13 protein-coding genes, 1 tRNA gene and 3 riboswitches are annotated in these 15,067 nt (G+C 72.9%); of the genes, 9 read left to right on the top strand and 5 right to left on the bottom strand.

Annotation, left to right across the window (positions count from 1 at the left end; all coding sequences use genetic code 11):
• Positions 1-214: 214 nt before the first annotated feature.
• The 3 genes from ORI94_RS06530 to ORI94_RS06520 all read right to left on the bottom strand — a co-directional run bounded on the left by ORI94_RS06530 (position 215) and on the right by ORI94_RS06520 (position 2,745).
• Positions 215-913 carry a (2Fe-2S)-binding protein gene (locus ORI94_RS06530; protein WP_266073378.1) on the bottom strand — a complete coding sequence of 233 codons (699 nt, stop codon included), beginning with the start codon at positions 911-913 and terminating at the stop codon, positions 215-217.
• A 63-nt stretch (positions 914-976) separates the two neighbouring features.
• Entirely contained in the window at positions 977-1,384 is a 408-nt protein-coding gene (locus tag ORI94_RS06525; protein WP_266073376.1) for a (2Fe-2S) ferredoxin domain-containing protein, read from the bottom strand.
• Positions 1,385-1,447: 63 nt separating this feature from the next.
• Positions 1,448-1,577: riboswitch (cobalamin riboswitch) on the bottom strand.
• A 181-nt stretch (positions 1,578-1,758) separates the two neighbouring features.
• A complete protein-coding gene (locus tag ORI94_RS06520; protein WP_266073374.1) occupies positions 1,759-2,745 on the bottom strand; it encodes a ferric reductase-like transmembrane domain-containing protein in 987 nt (328 codons plus the stop codon).
• Positions 2,746-3,104: 359 nt separating this feature from the next.
• A riboswitch (cobalamin riboswitch) is annotated at positions 3,105-3,276 on the top strand.
• A gap of 135 nt (positions 3,277-3,411) precedes the next feature.
• Here ORI94_RS06520 and ORI94_RS06515 point away from each other — a divergent pair.
• From ORI94_RS06515 to ORI94_RS06480, 8 genes are all read left to right on the top strand, one after another.
• On the top strand, positions 3,412-4,398 hold the full coding sequence (locus ORI94_RS06515; protein ID WP_266073372.1) for a hypothetical protein: 987 nt from the start codon (positions 3,412-3,414) through the stop codon (positions 4,396-4,398).
• Positions 4,395-5,417, top strand: a complete 1,023-nt coding sequence (locus ORI94_RS06510) for a cysteine synthase family protein (RefSeq protein WP_266073370.1) — start codon at positions 4,395-4,397, stop codon at positions 5,415-5,417. The genes ORI94_RS06515 and ORI94_RS06510 overlap by 4 nt, the downstream gene beginning before the upstream one ends.
• On the top strand, positions 5,414-6,667 hold the full coding sequence (locus tag ORI94_RS06505) for an ATP-grasp domain-containing protein (RefSeq protein WP_266073369.1): 1,254 nt from the start codon (positions 5,414-5,416) through the stop codon (positions 6,665-6,667). Before ORI94_RS06510 ends, ORI94_RS06505 begins: the two co-directional genes overlap by 4 nt.
• Positions 6,660-7,925, top strand: coding sequence for an MFS transporter (locus ORI94_RS06500; protein WP_266073367.1), 1,266 nt, complete (start codon positions 6,660-6,662; stop codon positions 7,923-7,925). The genes ORI94_RS06505 and ORI94_RS06500 overlap by 8 nt, the downstream gene beginning before the upstream one ends.
• Positions 7,894-8,643 carry a class I SAM-dependent methyltransferase gene (locus ORI94_RS06495; RefSeq protein ID WP_266073365.1) on the top strand — a complete coding sequence of 250 codons (750 nt, stop codon included), beginning with the start codon at positions 7,894-7,896 and terminating at the stop codon, positions 8,641-8,643. The genes ORI94_RS06500 and ORI94_RS06495 overlap by 32 nt, the downstream gene beginning before the upstream one ends.
• Positions 8,644-8,698: 55 nt before the next feature.
• Positions 8,699-8,873: riboswitch (cobalamin riboswitch) on the top strand.
• 39 nt (positions 8,874-8,912) lie between these two features.
• Positions 8,913-9,929: an ABC transporter substrate-binding protein gene (locus tag ORI94_RS06490; RefSeq protein WP_416237788.1), complete on the top strand. Its 1,017-nt coding sequence runs from the start codon at positions 8,913-8,915 to the stop codon at positions 9,927-9,929.
• Positions 9,926-11,029: a FecCD family ABC transporter permease gene (locus ORI94_RS06485; RefSeq protein ID WP_266073360.1), complete on the top strand. Its 1,104-nt coding sequence runs from the start codon at positions 9,926-9,928 to the stop codon at positions 11,027-11,029. Before ORI94_RS06490 ends, ORI94_RS06485 begins: the two co-directional genes overlap by 4 nt.
• Entirely contained in the window at positions 11,026-11,841 is an 816-nt protein-coding gene (locus ORI94_RS06480; RefSeq protein WP_266073356.1) for an ABC transporter ATP-binding protein, read from the top strand. Before ORI94_RS06485 ends, ORI94_RS06480 begins: the two co-directional genes overlap by 4 nt.
• A gap of 90 nt (positions 11,842-11,931) precedes the next feature.
• Here ORI94_RS06480 and ORI94_RS06475 read toward each other — a convergent pair.
• Positions 11,932-12,005 (bottom strand) — tRNA-Pro (locus ORI94_RS06475).
• A gap of 817 nt (positions 12,006-12,822) precedes the next feature.
• Between ORI94_RS06475 and ORI94_RS06470 the strand changes: the two genes are divergently transcribed.
• Positions 12,823-13,983, top strand: coding sequence for a Gfo/Idh/MocA family protein (locus tag ORI94_RS06470; protein WP_266073354.1), 1,161 nt, complete (start codon positions 12,823-12,825; stop codon positions 13,981-13,983).
• Here the strand turns inward: ORI94_RS06470 and ORI94_RS06465 are convergent.
• Positions 13,964-15,007: a LacI family DNA-binding transcriptional regulator gene (locus ORI94_RS06465; RefSeq protein WP_266073352.1), complete on the bottom strand. Its 1,044-nt coding sequence runs from the start codon at positions 15,005-15,007 to the stop codon at positions 13,964-13,966. The two genes, ORI94_RS06470 and ORI94_RS06465, sit on opposite strands and share 20 nt — an antisense overlap.
• Positions 15,008-15,067 lie beyond the last annotated feature (60 nt).

Here is a 15,067-nt window from a genome sequence, read left to right as displayed (position 1 = left end):
CGTCGTCGTGTTGAACCGGTGTGTGGTCACGGCACTGATTGTGGGATCCGCGCCGCACTCTGTCAACGGGGCGTCACCGGGAGGAAACGGCGGACGCGTGGAGGCCCGGCGTCACCGGGGTCCGCCCCGCCCCGTGCGGGGTGGTCCACCCCTGCCGGAACGCCGGCCTGCGCGGAGCCGGTGGGCCGGTGCGGCGCTCCGGTTGCGGCTCGCCTCATGGCCCGTCCCGACCGGCCAGGCAGCAGTCACCGCATTTCGAGCCGTTCGGTGCACGGTAGTAGAGGCAGCAACTGCGGCGCCGGAACGTGAGATCGGGCCCGGTGATCGTTCCCGTGCCCGCGAGCCGTCCGGTACCCAGCAGCTCGGTCGTGAGGCCGGTCAGCGGCTCGCGCAGCCCGGGGCGGGCCCTCAGCAGGGCATGGGCCGCCCCGACGAGTGCGGAGGCGGCGTTCCCGTCCAGCAGGCGCGGAGCGATCCTGACGCGGAGTCCGGCCGCGAGCCCTCGCAGATGGCCCATCACCTGCTCGTTGAGGGCGAGAGCGGGTTCGGGCAGCCGCTCGGCGTGCCAGCCGGCGGGGCGGGGCAGCCGGAGGGCCGGTCCGTCGTCGGCACGCTGCAGTTCCGTCAGGTCCGGGACGATCCCGTGCAGCAGTGCGCAAGCGAGGGCGGGGGACCACAGGCGTGCCGCGTGTCCGAGGTGGGCGATGGACACGTCGATCCGCGGTTCGCGGGTGTGGTGCCGGTGCGCCACGGCCTCGGCCAGGTCGGTGAAGCCCCTCGCATAGGAGTGGTCGAGCGGATGCCAGCCCTCGTCCCGGCCACCGACGTGCACGGCGAAGAAACCGCCGAGGGCCGCCACGTCCTGGAGAGCCGCGGCGACGGCCCCGGCAGAGGCCCGGGCATGTTCGGTCATGTCGGGGCGCTTCCTTTCCGGCGGGTGTACCGGCGCAGGGCCGGTGAGGGGGCGAGCGCGGTCTCAGGAAGCCGTACGCCGTCGCGGCGGCGTGATGGCGTACAGGTCGAGGATGTCCGGTGGGGGCACTACGCCGGGTCCGCCGGCGCGTGCCCAGGCGGCGATGTCCTCGGTGGCGTCCGGGTCGTTGACCAGTCCGAGCCAGACGGGCCGGGCGCCGGCGGCCCGGCCCGCCGCGGAGGGCTGGACGACGATGACGTTGGCCTGTTCGCACACGTCCAGGCACGCGGACACCCGTACCGGTACCTCCGCGCGCAGGCGCGCCGTCTGCGCCGCGTGGTCGACACCGGTCACCTTCGGGCTGCCACAGCAGCAGTCCCTGCACACGACCACTCGGCAGGGCGCCGGGGCGGGCTCCGAGGCCGCGACGTCGACGGACGTCGCTTCGGCCCTGCTCACGCCGTCAGGCATGCGGCATCGTTCCTCTCTTCCGGGGAGATCCGCCCCGGTGACACGTCGAGGAGGCGACCGCGTGAGTCTCCTGGCTCTCGGGTCGATGCGCGCTCCGCGCCTTCCCACCCTGGTGCGGGCAGTGGTCATGTGCGGGGCTCGCTCGCCGATCACAGTGGCGGGACCGCGCCGGATTCACACCGGCTTCCTCGTTCCGCCGTCGCCTTGTCGTCGGCCATCATGGCATCGCGCGGGCTCTCGCACCACGGTGGCCTCCGTCCTCGTCCCCGAGGTGGCCGGCCGGGCGGACAGGGCGTGCGCGGTGCTCACGGAATCGGGCCGGGCCAAACGCGCGGTGCGCGTCGGGTCGTCGGGGTCGTGCGCGGACGGGAACGTCATTCCGTCTCTTGGGCGTGCGGTGCCGTCGCGGGCGGCTCGGCCGGACGGTCCCGTCCTCCGTCGCGGCCGGACACCACGACGACAAGGAGTCCGACGACGGCCGCTGCGGCTGCGAGCCGTCCACCCGCCCGCGCCGCCCAGGCCGGCCGGCCCACCCCCCCGCGTCCCCGGGGCGTGCCCAGTTGCTCGGCCCTGCGGGCCGGCCGCAGCAACCGGAGCAGCAGGAGTACCGCGACCGGCAGCTGCAGCAGCCAGAGCACGGTGCGCGGCCACCCCCCGTACCAGACGTTGGTCCCGTACAGCAGGGTGTGCCACACGCTCAGCACGTACACGACGACGACGAACCGGTGCAGCCGTCGCCAGGCGTTCGCTCCGATGCGGTGCCGGACGTAGAACAACAGGCCCAGGGGGATCGCCAGATACAGGGCGCCCTGGCCGAGCGGGATGGCGACCCTGCCGGTCCCGGAGTCGTACCAGCCCGGCACGAAGCTGTCCGCGAAGCCCGCCCACAGCCGCTCGGCCCAGCCCGACTCCGCCTCGTAGCGGACGAGTTCCGCCGCGAACATCAGCGCGTGCGCGAGCATCAGGGCCATCGTGGTCAGGCTCGTGGTGCGGTGCCAGCGTTCCAGCACCCGCCGGGAGACCGGCAGCCGGGCGGGACGCGGTCCGGACAGCAGCAGTCCGAGCATCACCGTGCCCCACGCCCACAGCAGGCCCGACCACCCGAACGCCTGGCTGAGCAGGTACATCCAGTAGGTACCGGCGTCGGCCATGAACGGCATGACCGCGACCGTGTCGGAATCGCCCGAGCCCACACGCACGTACAGGAACACGAACACGGCCGCCGTGACCACCACCGCCGCGGTGGCGTCGGGCAGCGCGGAGCGCAGATCACCCCGCAGGGCGACACGGTCGGCGGGCGGGCGTTCTCGTCCCGGCCGGGCGGCGGTCCCGTCTTCGTCCGGATTCGCGTCTGACAGCATCGGGGCCTCCCGGGCACTGGCACCGCAGGGTTGGTGCGCGTGTGTCGTGGGGCAACCAGTCTGGCTGAGGGGACGGCACATCACCGATACCCGATCCGGCCAGAGCCCGGAGCGACGGCGAAGGCCGGCAGCTCACCGGTCCGCTGCGGGCCGCCGTCCCCGGCTCCTCACCGGGCCCGGTGGGCACCGCGGATCCGCCACCGCCGCACAGCCCGCGCGCGCAACCGCCCGGCTCCCCCGCCCCGGCTGCCGCACCACTCGCATTCAGGACAACCGCCGTTCCCCCACTGTCGCCGGGGCGCGGGTGCCTCTACGCTGATCCGCGCAGCCGGTTCGCGCCGCCCGTCCGCCCGGACGTCCGGTGGCGCGACGCAAGAGGGAACCCGGTGGGAATCCGGGACTGTCCCGCAGCGGTGAGTGGGAACGAACGCCGTCAAACGACACTGGGCCCGTGCCAGGGCCGGGGAAGTGACGGCCGGTAGGTGTCCGCGGATGTCCGGCGGGCGCGCCCACGAGTCCGAAAACCTGCCGCTGCGCCCGTGCGTCATGCGCGGGCTGTGCACGGTGACCTCGTGGACTGGGTCGGCGGTGCGGACGTCGCACGGCTTGCGTGTGACCGCGCCTCCTTCCCTTCCGGTGTGCAGGGCTCGGGACGGAGGAGAACGCGTGCGTGACCCAGCGAGCGCCCACCGGCTGTGCCGGTTCACGAACGCCTCGCCGCCCGGCGGACCGCGACGGGCCGGGCCGGCCCCGGCCGTGCGCGACCGGGGGGAACAGGGGCCGCCGGGCCGCGGCACCCTGTCCGGTGTCTGCCACGGCACCCTGGGCGAGCTGTACCAGGGACCGCTGCGGGCAGGTGCCGATCCGGACATCGCGGTGGTGTCCTTTCCCGTGAACCTCCACTCCTGGGTGTACTTCACCCCGGGGGCTGCGGCCGGTCCGCCGCAGCCACCACCGCTCGGCGAGAAGGCGGTGGCCGCGGCCCGGCTCTTCCTGGAGCACTACGGCCTCACCCTGCCGCCGGGCGAGTGGAGCGCGTACTCCGACCTGCGGGTGGGCGTGGGAATGGCCAGTTCGACCGCGGACATCGTGGCCACCCTGCGCTGCCTCTTCCACGTTTTCTCTCTGCCCTGTGACGGGGACGTGGTGCTCGGGATCCTGGCGGCGATCGAACGCACCGACAGCGTCTTCCTGGACGAGTTCGCGCTGCACCTCAGCGGCCGGCACCGGGTGGTGAGGAGGCTGGGCACGGACGTCGGCTTCCACACCGCCTTCGTCACCGAGCCCGGCACCGTGGACACCCATGCCGTCACCGGACGACTGCTTGAGCACTACCGGCGACGCGGGGAGGAGTACGAGCGGTGCCTGACCGACCTCCTCAAGGGCTTCTCCTCGGGCGACCCGGCCGCCGTCGCCCGTGCGGCGACCGTCAGCGCCACGTTATCCCAGGATGTGCTGCCCAAGGCGGCTTTCGGCAGCCTCCTCGCCCACCGCGAGCGGTTCGGCGCCGACGGGGTCTTCGTCGCGCACACCGGCTGTCTGATCGGCTACCTCTTCACCCGGCGCCTGGACGCCGACGTCAAGTCCGAACTGTCCGCGTTCTTCCACTCGCTCGGCCACCAGTGCTCATTCGCCCAAGGAGGCTACGGGTGATCCACCCCCACATCGCCGACGCCCTGAAAATTCCGGACCTGGTACGGCTCGCCGACGGAGTGGTCCTGCTCCGGTTCGAGTCCATGAAGATCTACTCGGCGCTCACCGCCGTGCGTCACCTGCTCGAGCAGGGCACGGTCCGACCGGGGCAGACCCTGATCGACAGTTCCAGCGGCATCTACGCCTACGCGCTGGCACTGGCCTGCCACCGGTACGGCATGCGGTGTCACATCGTCGCGTCCACCACCGTCGACGCCACCACGCTCGCCCAGCTGGAGATTCTCGGCGCCACCGTCGAACAGGTCCGGCCCTCACGGGATCTCGGACTCGACCAGGAGTTCCGGGTGCGCCGGGTGCGCGAGATGCTCGCCGGGCGCCCCGACCTCCACTGGATGCGCCAGTACCACGACGACGTCCACTACCTCGGCTACCACGAGGTCGCCGACCGGATCGCGGCGGCGTTTCCGGGCACCGCGCTGACCGTGGTCGGCGGGGTGGGGTCGGGAGCGTCGACGGGCGGCATCGTGGAACGTCTGCGGGTCACGGACCCCTCTGTCCGGCTGGTGGGCGTCCAGCCCTTCGGCAGCGTCACCTTCGGCAGCCAGGACCACCACGACCCCGAAGCCATCATCGCCGGCATCGGGTCGTCCATCGTCTTCGACAACGTCCGCCACCACCTCTACGACGCCGTGCACTGGATGGACTTCACCCACGCGATGTCCGGCGCGGTCGCCCTGCTGCGCGAGCACGCGGTCTTCGCCGGGCTCTCCACAGGCGCCGGTTACCTGGCCGCGACGCACGAGGCCCGCCGCCGTCCCGACCGGCTGCACCTGGTCGTCGGCGCCGACACCGGACACCGTTACGTCGAGCGCGTCTTCGCCCGGCACACGGAGGCCCAGGACCCCGCCGCGCTGAAACCGGCCGAGGTCCGCGCCCCGGAGGAGATGACCATGCCCTGGTCGAGGATGACGTGGCAGCGCACCGCCTGCCCGGCGCACGGGAAGGAGCGGGCCGTATGACCGTGGTCTGCCTGGAGTCACTGACCTTCGGGCTCGGACACCTGGTGCGCGCCGCCGACACGCTCGGCGAGCGCCTGCTGCTGCTGACCCGGGACCCCTCCTGGTACGCGTACGAACTGGACCGGCTGCCCGCCGACTCCCTCGACGTCCTCGAGACCGACACCTTCGACGTGGAGCGGGTGGCCGGCCTGCTGCACCGGACCCGCGACCTGCGCGGCCTGATCAGTTCCACCGACACCTGGACCCTGGCCGGAGCCGACCTCACCGCCCGCTTCGGCCTGCCCGGCCTCGATCCCGCCGTCCTGCGGCTGACCCGGGACAAGGCTGCCGTACGCGACCGGTTGCACGAGGCCGGGCTCACGCGCGGACGAGCCGTCGAGATCACCGGCTCCGCGGCCGGCACACGGGAACTGCTGCTCAGGGAGGCCGGACTGCCCGCGGTCCTCAAGGACACCGCGGGCACCGGAAGCCAGAACGTCTGGCTGATCCGGACCGTGGGGGAACTGGACGCCGCCCTGGGCGAGGCGGCCGGGCGGCACCTGAAGGGCCGGCTGTTCGCCGAGCCCTACTTCAGCGGCCCGGTGTACAGCGCCGAAACCCTCACCTGGGCGGGCCGCACCCGCCTGCTCGGCGTCGCCAGCAGACTCATGTCACCGGAACCGCACTTCCGTGAGGAGATCACCGCCTTCCCCGTGGCCCTCCCGGAGGACCTGCGGGCGTCGCTGGAGGAGTGGCTCGGTGAGGTGCTGGCCGCCCTGGGGTACACCGACCGCTTCGCACACGTCGAGTTCGTGCTGACCGCCGACGGCCCGGAGGTGGTGGAGGTCAATCCCCGGATCGGCGGCGCGCTGGTCGGCGAGGGCATGTGCCGGGCGCTCGGCATCAACGTGTACGAGGCGATGGTCGAGACCGCTCTCGGCCGCCGGCCCCGCCTGATCGACGCCGCGCCGCCCGGTGGTCCGGCCGTGGCCTTCGTCCTGGGGTACCCGGCCGCACCCGGCGTCTTCACCGGGGTCGCCGGGCTCGACCGCCTGGCGGACATGCCGGGAGCGCCGGCCTGGTACCCGGTCAAGCGGATCGGCGACCCCGTCGAGCACCTGGGCGACAGCCGCGGGTACGCGGGCATCGTCTACGCCGAGGCCGAGACGGCCGAGCTCGCCACACACCGGGCGGTGGCCGCGGCCAACGCCCTGCGCGTGCTCACCCACCCGTTCCCCGACCGCGCCGGACGGAAGGTCTCCGGTGGCTGACCGCACCGCGCGGGAGGCGGGCCCGCGGACCGGGCTGTTCCCGCTCGACGGCCCGCCGCGCTTCCTGCTGCTCAGCTCCTTCCTGATTCCGCTCGGCAGCTTCATGGTCCTGCCGTTCATGTCGGTCTTCCTGCATGAACGGCTCGGTATGAATCTCGGCGCGGTCGGCGCCGTCCTCGCCGTGGCCTCCCTCGTGCAGTTCTCCGGCGGCATCGTGGGCGGGGCGCTGGCGGACCGGATCGGGCTGCGCCGCACGATGCTGTGGGCGCTCCTGGTCCGCACGGCCGGTTTCGTCGGCCTGCTGATGGCGTTGCGCTGGCCGCCGCTGGCTGTCGGCGCGCTGATCCTGACGTGCTGCGGCGCCGCGCTCTACCTGCCGGCCAACAAGGCGTACCTGGTGCACGGCGTGGACGACGAACGTCGTCCGGCGTTCCTGTCGGCGGGCAACGCGGCGCTCAACGCGGGCATGGCCGTGGGCCCTCTGGTCGCCGGGCCGTTCGTACTGTCCTCGCCCGGCTGGCTGTTCGCGGCCGTCACGGCCCTGTTCCTCGCGGTCACGGCGGGCCACGCCCGGCTGCCCGACGCGGACGGGAAAGGGACCTCCACCCCGGACACCGGCCGCAGCGGTCTCCTGGCCGGTGTGGCCGTCGTGCCTTTCGCCGCCAACGCGCTGGCGTTCTACCTCTACTTCCACTTCCAGCACTTCCTGGCGGTGTACGCCGTCGAGCGGGCCTCGAGCGAGTTCTACAGCCTGGTGCTTCTGCTCTGCTTCACGCTGGTCGTCGTCGTGCAGCCCCTCGCCTCCGGCCTGATCCGGCGCACGCCGTACGTCCTCGCCCTGGCCGTCGGTTTCACGGGGCTGGCGGCCGGGCTGGCCCTCCTGGCGATCGGCACCCGTGCGGCACTGCTTGCGGGCGGTGCGCTGATCACCCTGGGCGACATCGTGCTGTTCCTGAAGAACGACCTGGAGGCACTGCGCCGAAGTGCCCGCTCCGACGCCGTGGTCTTCGGTCAGCAGCGGCTGGCCGCGGGCCTGGGCGCCTGCGCGAGCGGTCTGCTGGGCGGGCAACTGTACGGTCTCGGCGAACGGGCCGGGGACACCGGCTCGTTCTGGCTCCTGGCCGCCGCTCAGTGCCTCCTGCTTCCCCTTTTGCTCCTGCCGCTGCGCCACCGCAGGCCACAGCGGCACCTCTCCCACGGAAACGACGAAGGAGCGCTGACGCGGCATGACACGGACGGGTGGGTTCCAGGACGATGACTTCTGGACCGAGTTCCACGACTTCCTCTTCTCCGAGCAGCGCCACCGGCAGGCCGAGGAGCTGCTGGACACCTCTCCCCTGCTGTCCTTCCCGCCCGGATCGCGGGTGCTGGACCTGTGCTGCGGTCCGGGGGTGTTCACCGTGCCGCTCGCCCGCCGCGGTCATGAGGTGACCGGAGTGGACCTCAGCCCGGCCATGCTGGACCGGGCGCGCAAGCGGTCGGCCGACGCCGGCGCCCGGGTCGCCTACGTACGGGCCGACGCGCGCCGGTACGAGGCGCCGGACGGCTTCGACGTCGTCCTCAACATGTTCACGTCGTTCGGGTACTTCGAGGATCCCGACGACAACGTACGCGTGCTGCGCACCATGCACTCCTGCCTGGTCCCGGGCGGCGTCCTGGTCCTGGACCTGGCGGGCAAGGAACTGCTGGCCCGCAGGGTCGCCCCGCCCAAGGTGGTGCGGCGCGGTGACGACCTGATGGTGCAGACCGACACCGTGCTCGACGACTGGGCCCGGTTGCGCAGCGACTGGGTGCTGGTCCGCGGAGAGCGGGTCACGCGGGCCACCCTGGTGTGGTTCGTGTACAGCGCGGTGGAGCTGCGCCGCATGGCCGAGGAGGCGGGCTTCGCCCGCGTGGAGGTCTTCGGCGGTTTCGACGGCCGTCCCTACGACGAGAACGCCGAGCGGCTCGTCCTGCGGGCTGTCCGCGAGACCTGACGGGAGTGGGGGCGTACGGCCGATCCCGTACGCCCTTTCGCCCCCGCCCCAGGGAAACGTAGTATCACGTGGTCATCGCCGCGACGGGAGACAGGAAGCCGGTGCGAATCCGGCACGGTCCCGCCACTGTGACCGGGGAGCGCCCCTCCGACACGCCACTGCGCACCGCGCGGGAAGGCGGGGGGAACGTCGATCCGGGAGTCAGGACACTGGCCTGTCGCGGGCCCGTCCCGAGGAGCGCGGACTCCAGGAGGCTTCACGTGTTTCCCCTGCTCACCCCTGCGCGAAAGCGCCGGTCCCTTCGCACGACGGCCGCGGCGGTCGCGCTGTCGGCGGCCCTGCTGACCGCCGGCTGCGGCTCGTCCGGCGACGGCACCGGCGACGCGGGGGCCACCGCGGCCGCGGCCGAGGGCTTCCCCGTCACCATCGACAACTGCGGTGTGCGCACGACGTACGACGCACCGCCGTCCCGGGTGGTCACCGTCCACCAGCACCCCGCGGAACTGATGCTCGCCCTCGGTCTGAAGGACCGCATGGTGGGCACCGCCTTCCCCGACTCGGCCGTCCTGCCGAACCTGAGGGAGGACTTCGAGGCGATACCGGAACTCGCCGAGAGGGAACCGTCGTTCGAGAAGATCCTCGACACCGGACCCGACTTCGTCTACGGCGGCTACGGCAGCGCCTTCGCCGAGAACGAGGGCCGCTCCCGCCAGGCGTTCGCCGATGCCGGCATCGACACGTACCTCAACCGCGAGTACTGCGGCAAGAAGCAGCTGACGATGGAGGACACCTACGCCGAGATCCGCACCATAGGCCGGATCTTCGACGTGTCCGACCGTGCCGACGAACTGGTCGCCGACCTCCGGGGCAGGGTCGGCGAGGCCGCGTCCGCCGTCGGAGGGGAGCCGGAGGTACCGGTCTTTGTCTACGACAGCGGCGACAAGAGCGCCTTCACCGCGGGCGGCAAGGGCCTGGGCACCGAGCTGATCCGGCTGGCCGGCGGGAGGAACGTCTTCGCCGACCTCGACGAGGTCTTCGGTGACGTCTCCTGGGAACAGGTGGTCGAGCGCCGGCCCGAGGTGATCGCCCTCTACGACTACGCCGGCGCCGGCAGCGTCGAACAGAAGAAGGAGTTCCTGCTCTCCCAGCCCGCCCTCGCCGACGTGCCCGCCGTCGAGAACGAGCGGTTCGTCGTCCTGCCGCTGACCGCGACCCTGATCGGTATCCGGTCGGCGTACGCGGTCGAGGACCTGGCCCGCGGGCTGCATCCGCAGAGCTTCCGGTGACGGGCACCGTCACCGGGGCCCCCGCCGGCCCGGTTTCGGCAAAGGGGCGCGAGGAGGGCCGCACGGCCATGACCGGCGTCCTGCTCGTGCTGGCCGTCCTGCTCGTGGCCTCCGCGACGGCGGGCCTGGCCATCGGTTCGGTCCGGGTACCGCCCGGCCAGGTCTGGGGCATCGTGACGCACGCGCTGGGCGCCGACTGGACGCGGCAGGACTGGTCCGGCGCACGGGAGACCATCGTGCTGGACGTACGGGCGCCGCGCGTCCTGCTCGGGGCCGTGACCGGCGCCGGCCTCGCGGTGGTGGGCACCGCCCTGCAGGCACTGGTCCGCAACCCGCTCGCCGAGCCCTACCTGCTCGGGGTCTCCTCCGGGGCGTCCCTCGGCGCGGTCGCGGTCATCGTCTTCGGGGTCAGCGTCGTCGGCCCCCTCTCCCTGTCCGCCGCCGCGTTCGCCGGTGCGCTCGGCGCGCTGCTGCTCGTCTACTCCACCGCCCGCACCGGCGGACGCATCACCTCGACGCGTCTGGTCCTGTCGGGGGTGGCGATCGCGTCGGTGCTCACCGCCGTGCTCAACCTGCTGCTGCTCACCACCGACCGCGGCAACGAGGCCCGGGCCGTGCTCGCCTGGACCCTTGGCGGCCTCGGTGGCGTCAACTGGGACACTCTGTGGCTGCCGGGGCTGGCGGTGCTGCTGGGGATCGGCGTTCTCCTGGTGCAGGCCCGGAACCTGAACCTGCTGCTGGCCGGTGAGGAGGCGGCGACGACCATGGGGCTGGACGTGGCCCGCTTCCGGGCCCGGATGTTCGTCCTGCTCTCCCTGGTCACAGGCGCCCTGGTCGCGGCGGCCGGCCCGATCGGCTTCGTCGGCCTGATGCTGCCGCACATCGTGCGCCTGTTCGTCGGCGGCGAGCACCGCCGGGTGCTTCCCACGGCCGCGCTCGCCGGGGCGGTCTTCCTGATCTGGGCCGACATCGCCGCCCGCACGGTCGCGGCGCCCCTGGAGATACCGGTCGGTGTGCTCACTGCGCTGTGCGGCGGGCCGTTCTTCCTGTGGCTGATGCGCCGGGACGCCCGGCGGAACACCGACCGAGGAGTGGCATGAGCGCCGCGACCGACCTGTCCGTCGAGGGCGTCACCCTCACCGCCGGTGCACGTCGCCTGGTGCGCGACGTGTCACTGACCGCGTCCGCGGGGCAGGTGGTCGGGCTGGTCGGTCCCAACGGCAGCGGCAAGTCCAGTCTGCTCAGGGCCGTCTACCGCGTGCTGCGCCCCGTCGCGGGGACGGTCCGCGTCGACGGTACCGACGTCCGGTCGATGCCCGCACGGCACCTGGCCCGCACGGTGGCGGCGGTCGTGCAGGACTCGGCCGCGGACTTCGACCTCGCCGTCCGTGAGGTCGTCGCCATGGGCCGCACCCCGCACCAGCGGCTGCTGGCCGGCGACACGGCGGAGGACGCCGCCGTCATCGACGACGCGCTCGCCTCGGTGGATGCCCTCCATCTGGCCGACCGCCGCTTCGACCGGCTCTCGGGCGGCGAACGCCAGCGCGTCCTCATCGCTCGTGCCCTCGCCCAGCGGCCCACCCTGCTCGTACTCGACGAACCGACCAACCACCTGGACATCCGCCACCAGTTGGACGTCCTCGGTGTGCTGCGCCGGCTGCCGGCGACCGTGCTGCTGGCCCTGCACGACCTGAATCTGGCCGCGTACTACTGCGACCGCCTCCATGTCCTGTGCGAAGGCGAGGTCGTGGCCTTCGGCCCGCCCGCCGAGGTCCTCACGTCCCGGCTGCTGGCCGACGTGTACGCGGTCGCGGGCGAGGTGACCGTCCATCCGCGCACGGGCGCCCCCCAGGTGACCTTCCTTCCGGGTGAGCACCGGCGCGACCCCGCGGTGGACGCTCCGCACCGCTGAACCCGCGTCCGCTCCGGCCGGCCCCGAACATGGTCGAGGGCCGGTCTCGGATCTCTCCGAAACCGGCCCTCGACCTGCGACTCGCACGAGTCGGGACGACAGGATTTGAACCTGCGACCCCTTGACCCCCAGTCAAGTGCGCTACCAAGCTGCGCCACGTCCCGATGCGGCCCGCGGGGTGAACCGCGTGATCACGCAGGTCAACCCTACCGCATACGAGGACGCCCCGAAGACGCCGTGCGACGCTCGCCCCGTGGCGGCGAACGACCGGCCGTCAGCCGCGCAGCACCTCGACCACGCCGGCGAGGTGGGCGCGGACGGCCGCCTCGGCCGCCTCCGGGCATCCGGCCCCGAGCACCCCGCTCATGGCCAGGTACCCGGTCGGGGAGTGCCGCGCACGCGTCCCGGCCCGGGCGCCGACGGGAAACGGTGGCGCACCGGTCGGTCGTTGAGCCGGTCCAGCAGGGCCACGGCTGCGCGTTGGCCGGAGAACTCCTGGACGCGGAAGCGGAGTTCCGGGTGGATCCGGGAGGAGGTGGAGGGCTCACCGCCGGCCACGGCCCCGGTCATCGCCGCGCCCGGTGCGGTGAGCCCGCCCGGTTGCGCGTCGTCGGCCGTGGGCCGTGGCGGCGGTCCTGGCCGCGCACAGCCCAGCGAGCACCGTCCGGCACGGGGCGGGGGCGACCGCTTCCTCCACGGTCACCCTCCGCACCCGTGAGCCGCGGTCGCGGATCCGCTCGGCCGGGCCCAGTGCCTCCGGGCCGATGGGCGCGGCCCGGAGGCCGGCCCGGGTCGCCCGGAACCGCTCGGCGAGCCCGTCCCCCACACGGTCGGCCGTTTCGTTCGCTTCCTCGCGGACAGGTACCGCTCGCCCGGCTTCCTCCTTGACACCCTCACCCGTACACACTCAAGGTTTGTCTGGACAATGCTGGACGGAACAGGGAACGGTCCGGTCACGGAACGGTCCGGGGAAGGGTTCTCATGGTGGATACGCTCGGTGTCGCCGTCATCGGATTCGGCTGGATGGGGCGGGTGCACACCCAGGCGTACGCGCGTGTGCCGCACCACTACCCGCGGCTCGCCCTGCGCCCGGAGCTGGTCACGGTCGCCGAGGAGGTGCCGGGCCGGGCCGAGGAGGCCGCCGCGCAGTTCGGGTTCGCCCGCACCACCCGCGACTGGCGTGACGTGGCCGCGGACCCGCGGGTCCGGGCGGTCAGCATCACGGCCCCGAACTTCCTGCACCGTGAGATCGGCGTCGTGATGGCCGAGGCCGGCAAGCACATCTGGATCGAGAAGCCGGTCGGTCTCACCGTCGAGGACGCCCGCGCGGTGTCGGACGCCGTCGCCAAGGCCGGCGTCCGCAGCGCGGTGGGCTTCAACTACCGCAACGCGCCGGCCGTCGAGGCGGCCCGTGCCCTGATCGCCGACGGCGACATCGGCACCGTCACCCATGTCCGCATCCGTCTGTTCAGCGACTACGCCGCCCACCCCGAGTCCGCCCTGACCTGGCGCTACGAGCGGGAGCGCGGGGGCAGCGGAGTGCTCGGCGACCTGGCCTCGCACGGCGCCGACCTGGCCCGCTTCCTGCTCGGCGACATCGCCTCGCTGACCGCGGACACGGCGATCTTCCTGCCCGAGCGGGCCCGCCCGGCCGGTGCCACGGCGGGCCACGCCCGCGCCAGTGGCGGCGCACCAGGCGCGGTGGAGAACGAGGACTACGTCAACTGCCTGCTGCGCTTCGCCTCCGGCGCGCGCGGTGTGCTGGAGGCCTGCCGGGTCTCGGTCGGCGAGCAGAACAACTACGGCTTCGAGGTGCACGGCACCAAGGGCGCCGTCTTCTGGGACTTCCGCCGGATGAACGAACTCGGCGTCAGCCGCGGCACCGCCTACCAGGACCAGCCGGTGAGCACGGTCCACGTCGGTCCGGGCGACGGCGAGTTCGGCGCGTTCCAGCCGGGCGCGGCGAACGCGATGGGCTACGACGACCTGAAGGTGATCGAGGCCCACCGTTTCCTGCGCTCCGTCGCCGAGGACGCCGAGTACGGCGCCACGCTCACCGACGCCGTGCGCAGCGCGGCCGTACTGGACGCGATGGTGCGCTCGGCCGAAAGCGGCGCGTGGGTCAACGTACCTTCGTCGTAGGGGCGTGGGTGGGCATGTTGTAGGGCGTGACCACCTGGATCGGGGACGGCGGGGTGGGGCCGGCCGGCGGCAGGGCGCCGTGCGCGCGCATCACGATGTGGCAGGCCTCGCGCAGGTCCTGGCGCAGGTCGTGGTGGAGCACCGCGGACAGCCGGTGCTCGCGCAGCAGCCGGGTGTTGTCGTGGTCGAGGTCGTGGGCCACGAACACGGCGCACTTCCGGCCGGCGTCCTCGAAGGCGCGCAGGGTCGCGATGTTGCCGCCGCCGATGGAGTAGACGGCGCGGATGTCCGGGTCGCGGTCCAGGGCGGTCCTCACCAGGTCGTACTGGGTGGCGTCCAGGCCCTGGCCCTCGGCGATCTCGACGAGCGTGCGCCGGGGGTGGCGGGCACGCATGGCGCTGCGGAAGCCCATCTCGCGCTCCTCCTCGTTGCGGAAGGATCCGCTGCTGAGGCTGGTGAGCACGTTGCCGGGCCGCTCCCCCAGCCACTGGCCCACGAGGTACGCGGCGGTGGCGCCGGCCGCCCGGTTGTCACTGCCGACGCAGCCGACGCGGGCGCTGGTGGGCAGGTCGGTCACCAGGGTCACCACCGGGATGCCCGCCGCGGCGAGCCGTCCGACGGCGTCGGTGACCCCGGGGACGTCCGGCGCCTTGAGGATCACCCCCTGCGAGCCGCGCCGGGCTATCCGGTCGAGGACGCCGGTCAGTCCGTCGGCGGGTCCGGTCTCGCGGAAGTGGAAGCGGGAGCGGACCACCGCCGGGTGCAGTGCGGGGAGTTCGGCCTCCAGGGCGGCCCGGACGGCGGTGGAGAACCGCTCGGGCGACTGCATCACGATGTCCACCATGAACGTACGGCCGACCAGCCGGACCTGGGTGCGCTGCCGGTCCAGGTCGGCGATCGCCCGGCGCACCTCCTGCGCGGTGCTGTCCCGCACCCCGCCCCGGCCGTTGAGCACCCGGTCGACCGTGGCCTCGCTCAGCCCCGCCTGACGTGCGATTTCCCTGATCGGGAAGGGGTGGCCCATACGACCGGCTCCTGGGGCTCCTGAGGGGTTTTTGATGGCTGACTGCTGGTTGTTCGAAGG

This window comes from Streptomyces sp. NEAU-W12 (assembly GCF_026242095.1).
GTDB lineage: Bacteria > Actinomycetota > Actinomycetes > Streptomycetales > Streptomycetaceae > Streptomyces.
This window is presented reverse-complemented; position numbering and strand designations above follow the sequence as displayed.

What these genes read in the sequence shown, in the direction of transcription:
- ORI94_RS06530 (WP_266073378.1), bottom strand. Translation starts at nt 913, where the DNA reads ATGACCGAACATGCCCGGGCCTCTGCCGGGGCCGTCGCCGCGGCTCTC.
- ORI94_RS06525 (WP_266073376.1), bottom strand. Translation starts at nt 1,384, where the DNA reads ATGCCTGACGGCGTGAGCAGGGCCGAAGCGACGTCCGTCGACGTCGCG.
- ORI94_RS06520 (WP_266073374.1), bottom strand. Translation starts at nt 2,745, where the DNA reads ATGCTGTCAGACGCGAATCCGGACGAAGACGGGACCGCCGCCCGGCCG.
- ORI94_RS06505 (WP_266073369.1), top strand. Translation starts at nt 5,414, where the DNA reads ATGACCGTGGTCTGCCTGGAGTCACTGACCTTCGGGCTCGGACACCTG.
- ORI94_RS06495 (WP_266073365.1), top strand. Translation starts at nt 7,894, where the DNA reads ATGACACGGACGGGTGGGTTCCAGGACGATGACTTCTGGACCGAGTTC.
- ORI94_RS06480 (WP_266073356.1), top strand. Translation starts at nt 11,026, where the DNA reads ATGAGCGCCGCGACCGACCTGTCCGTCGAGGGCGTCACCCTCACCGCC.
- ORI94_RS06470 (WP_266073354.1), top strand. Translation starts at nt 12,823, where the DNA reads ATGGTGGATACGCTCGGTGTCGCCGTCATCGGATTCGGCTGGATGGGG.
- ORI94_RS06465 (WP_266073352.1), bottom strand. Translation starts at nt 15,007, where the DNA reads ATGGGCCACCCCTTCCCGATCAGGGAAATCGCACGTCAGGCGGGGCTG.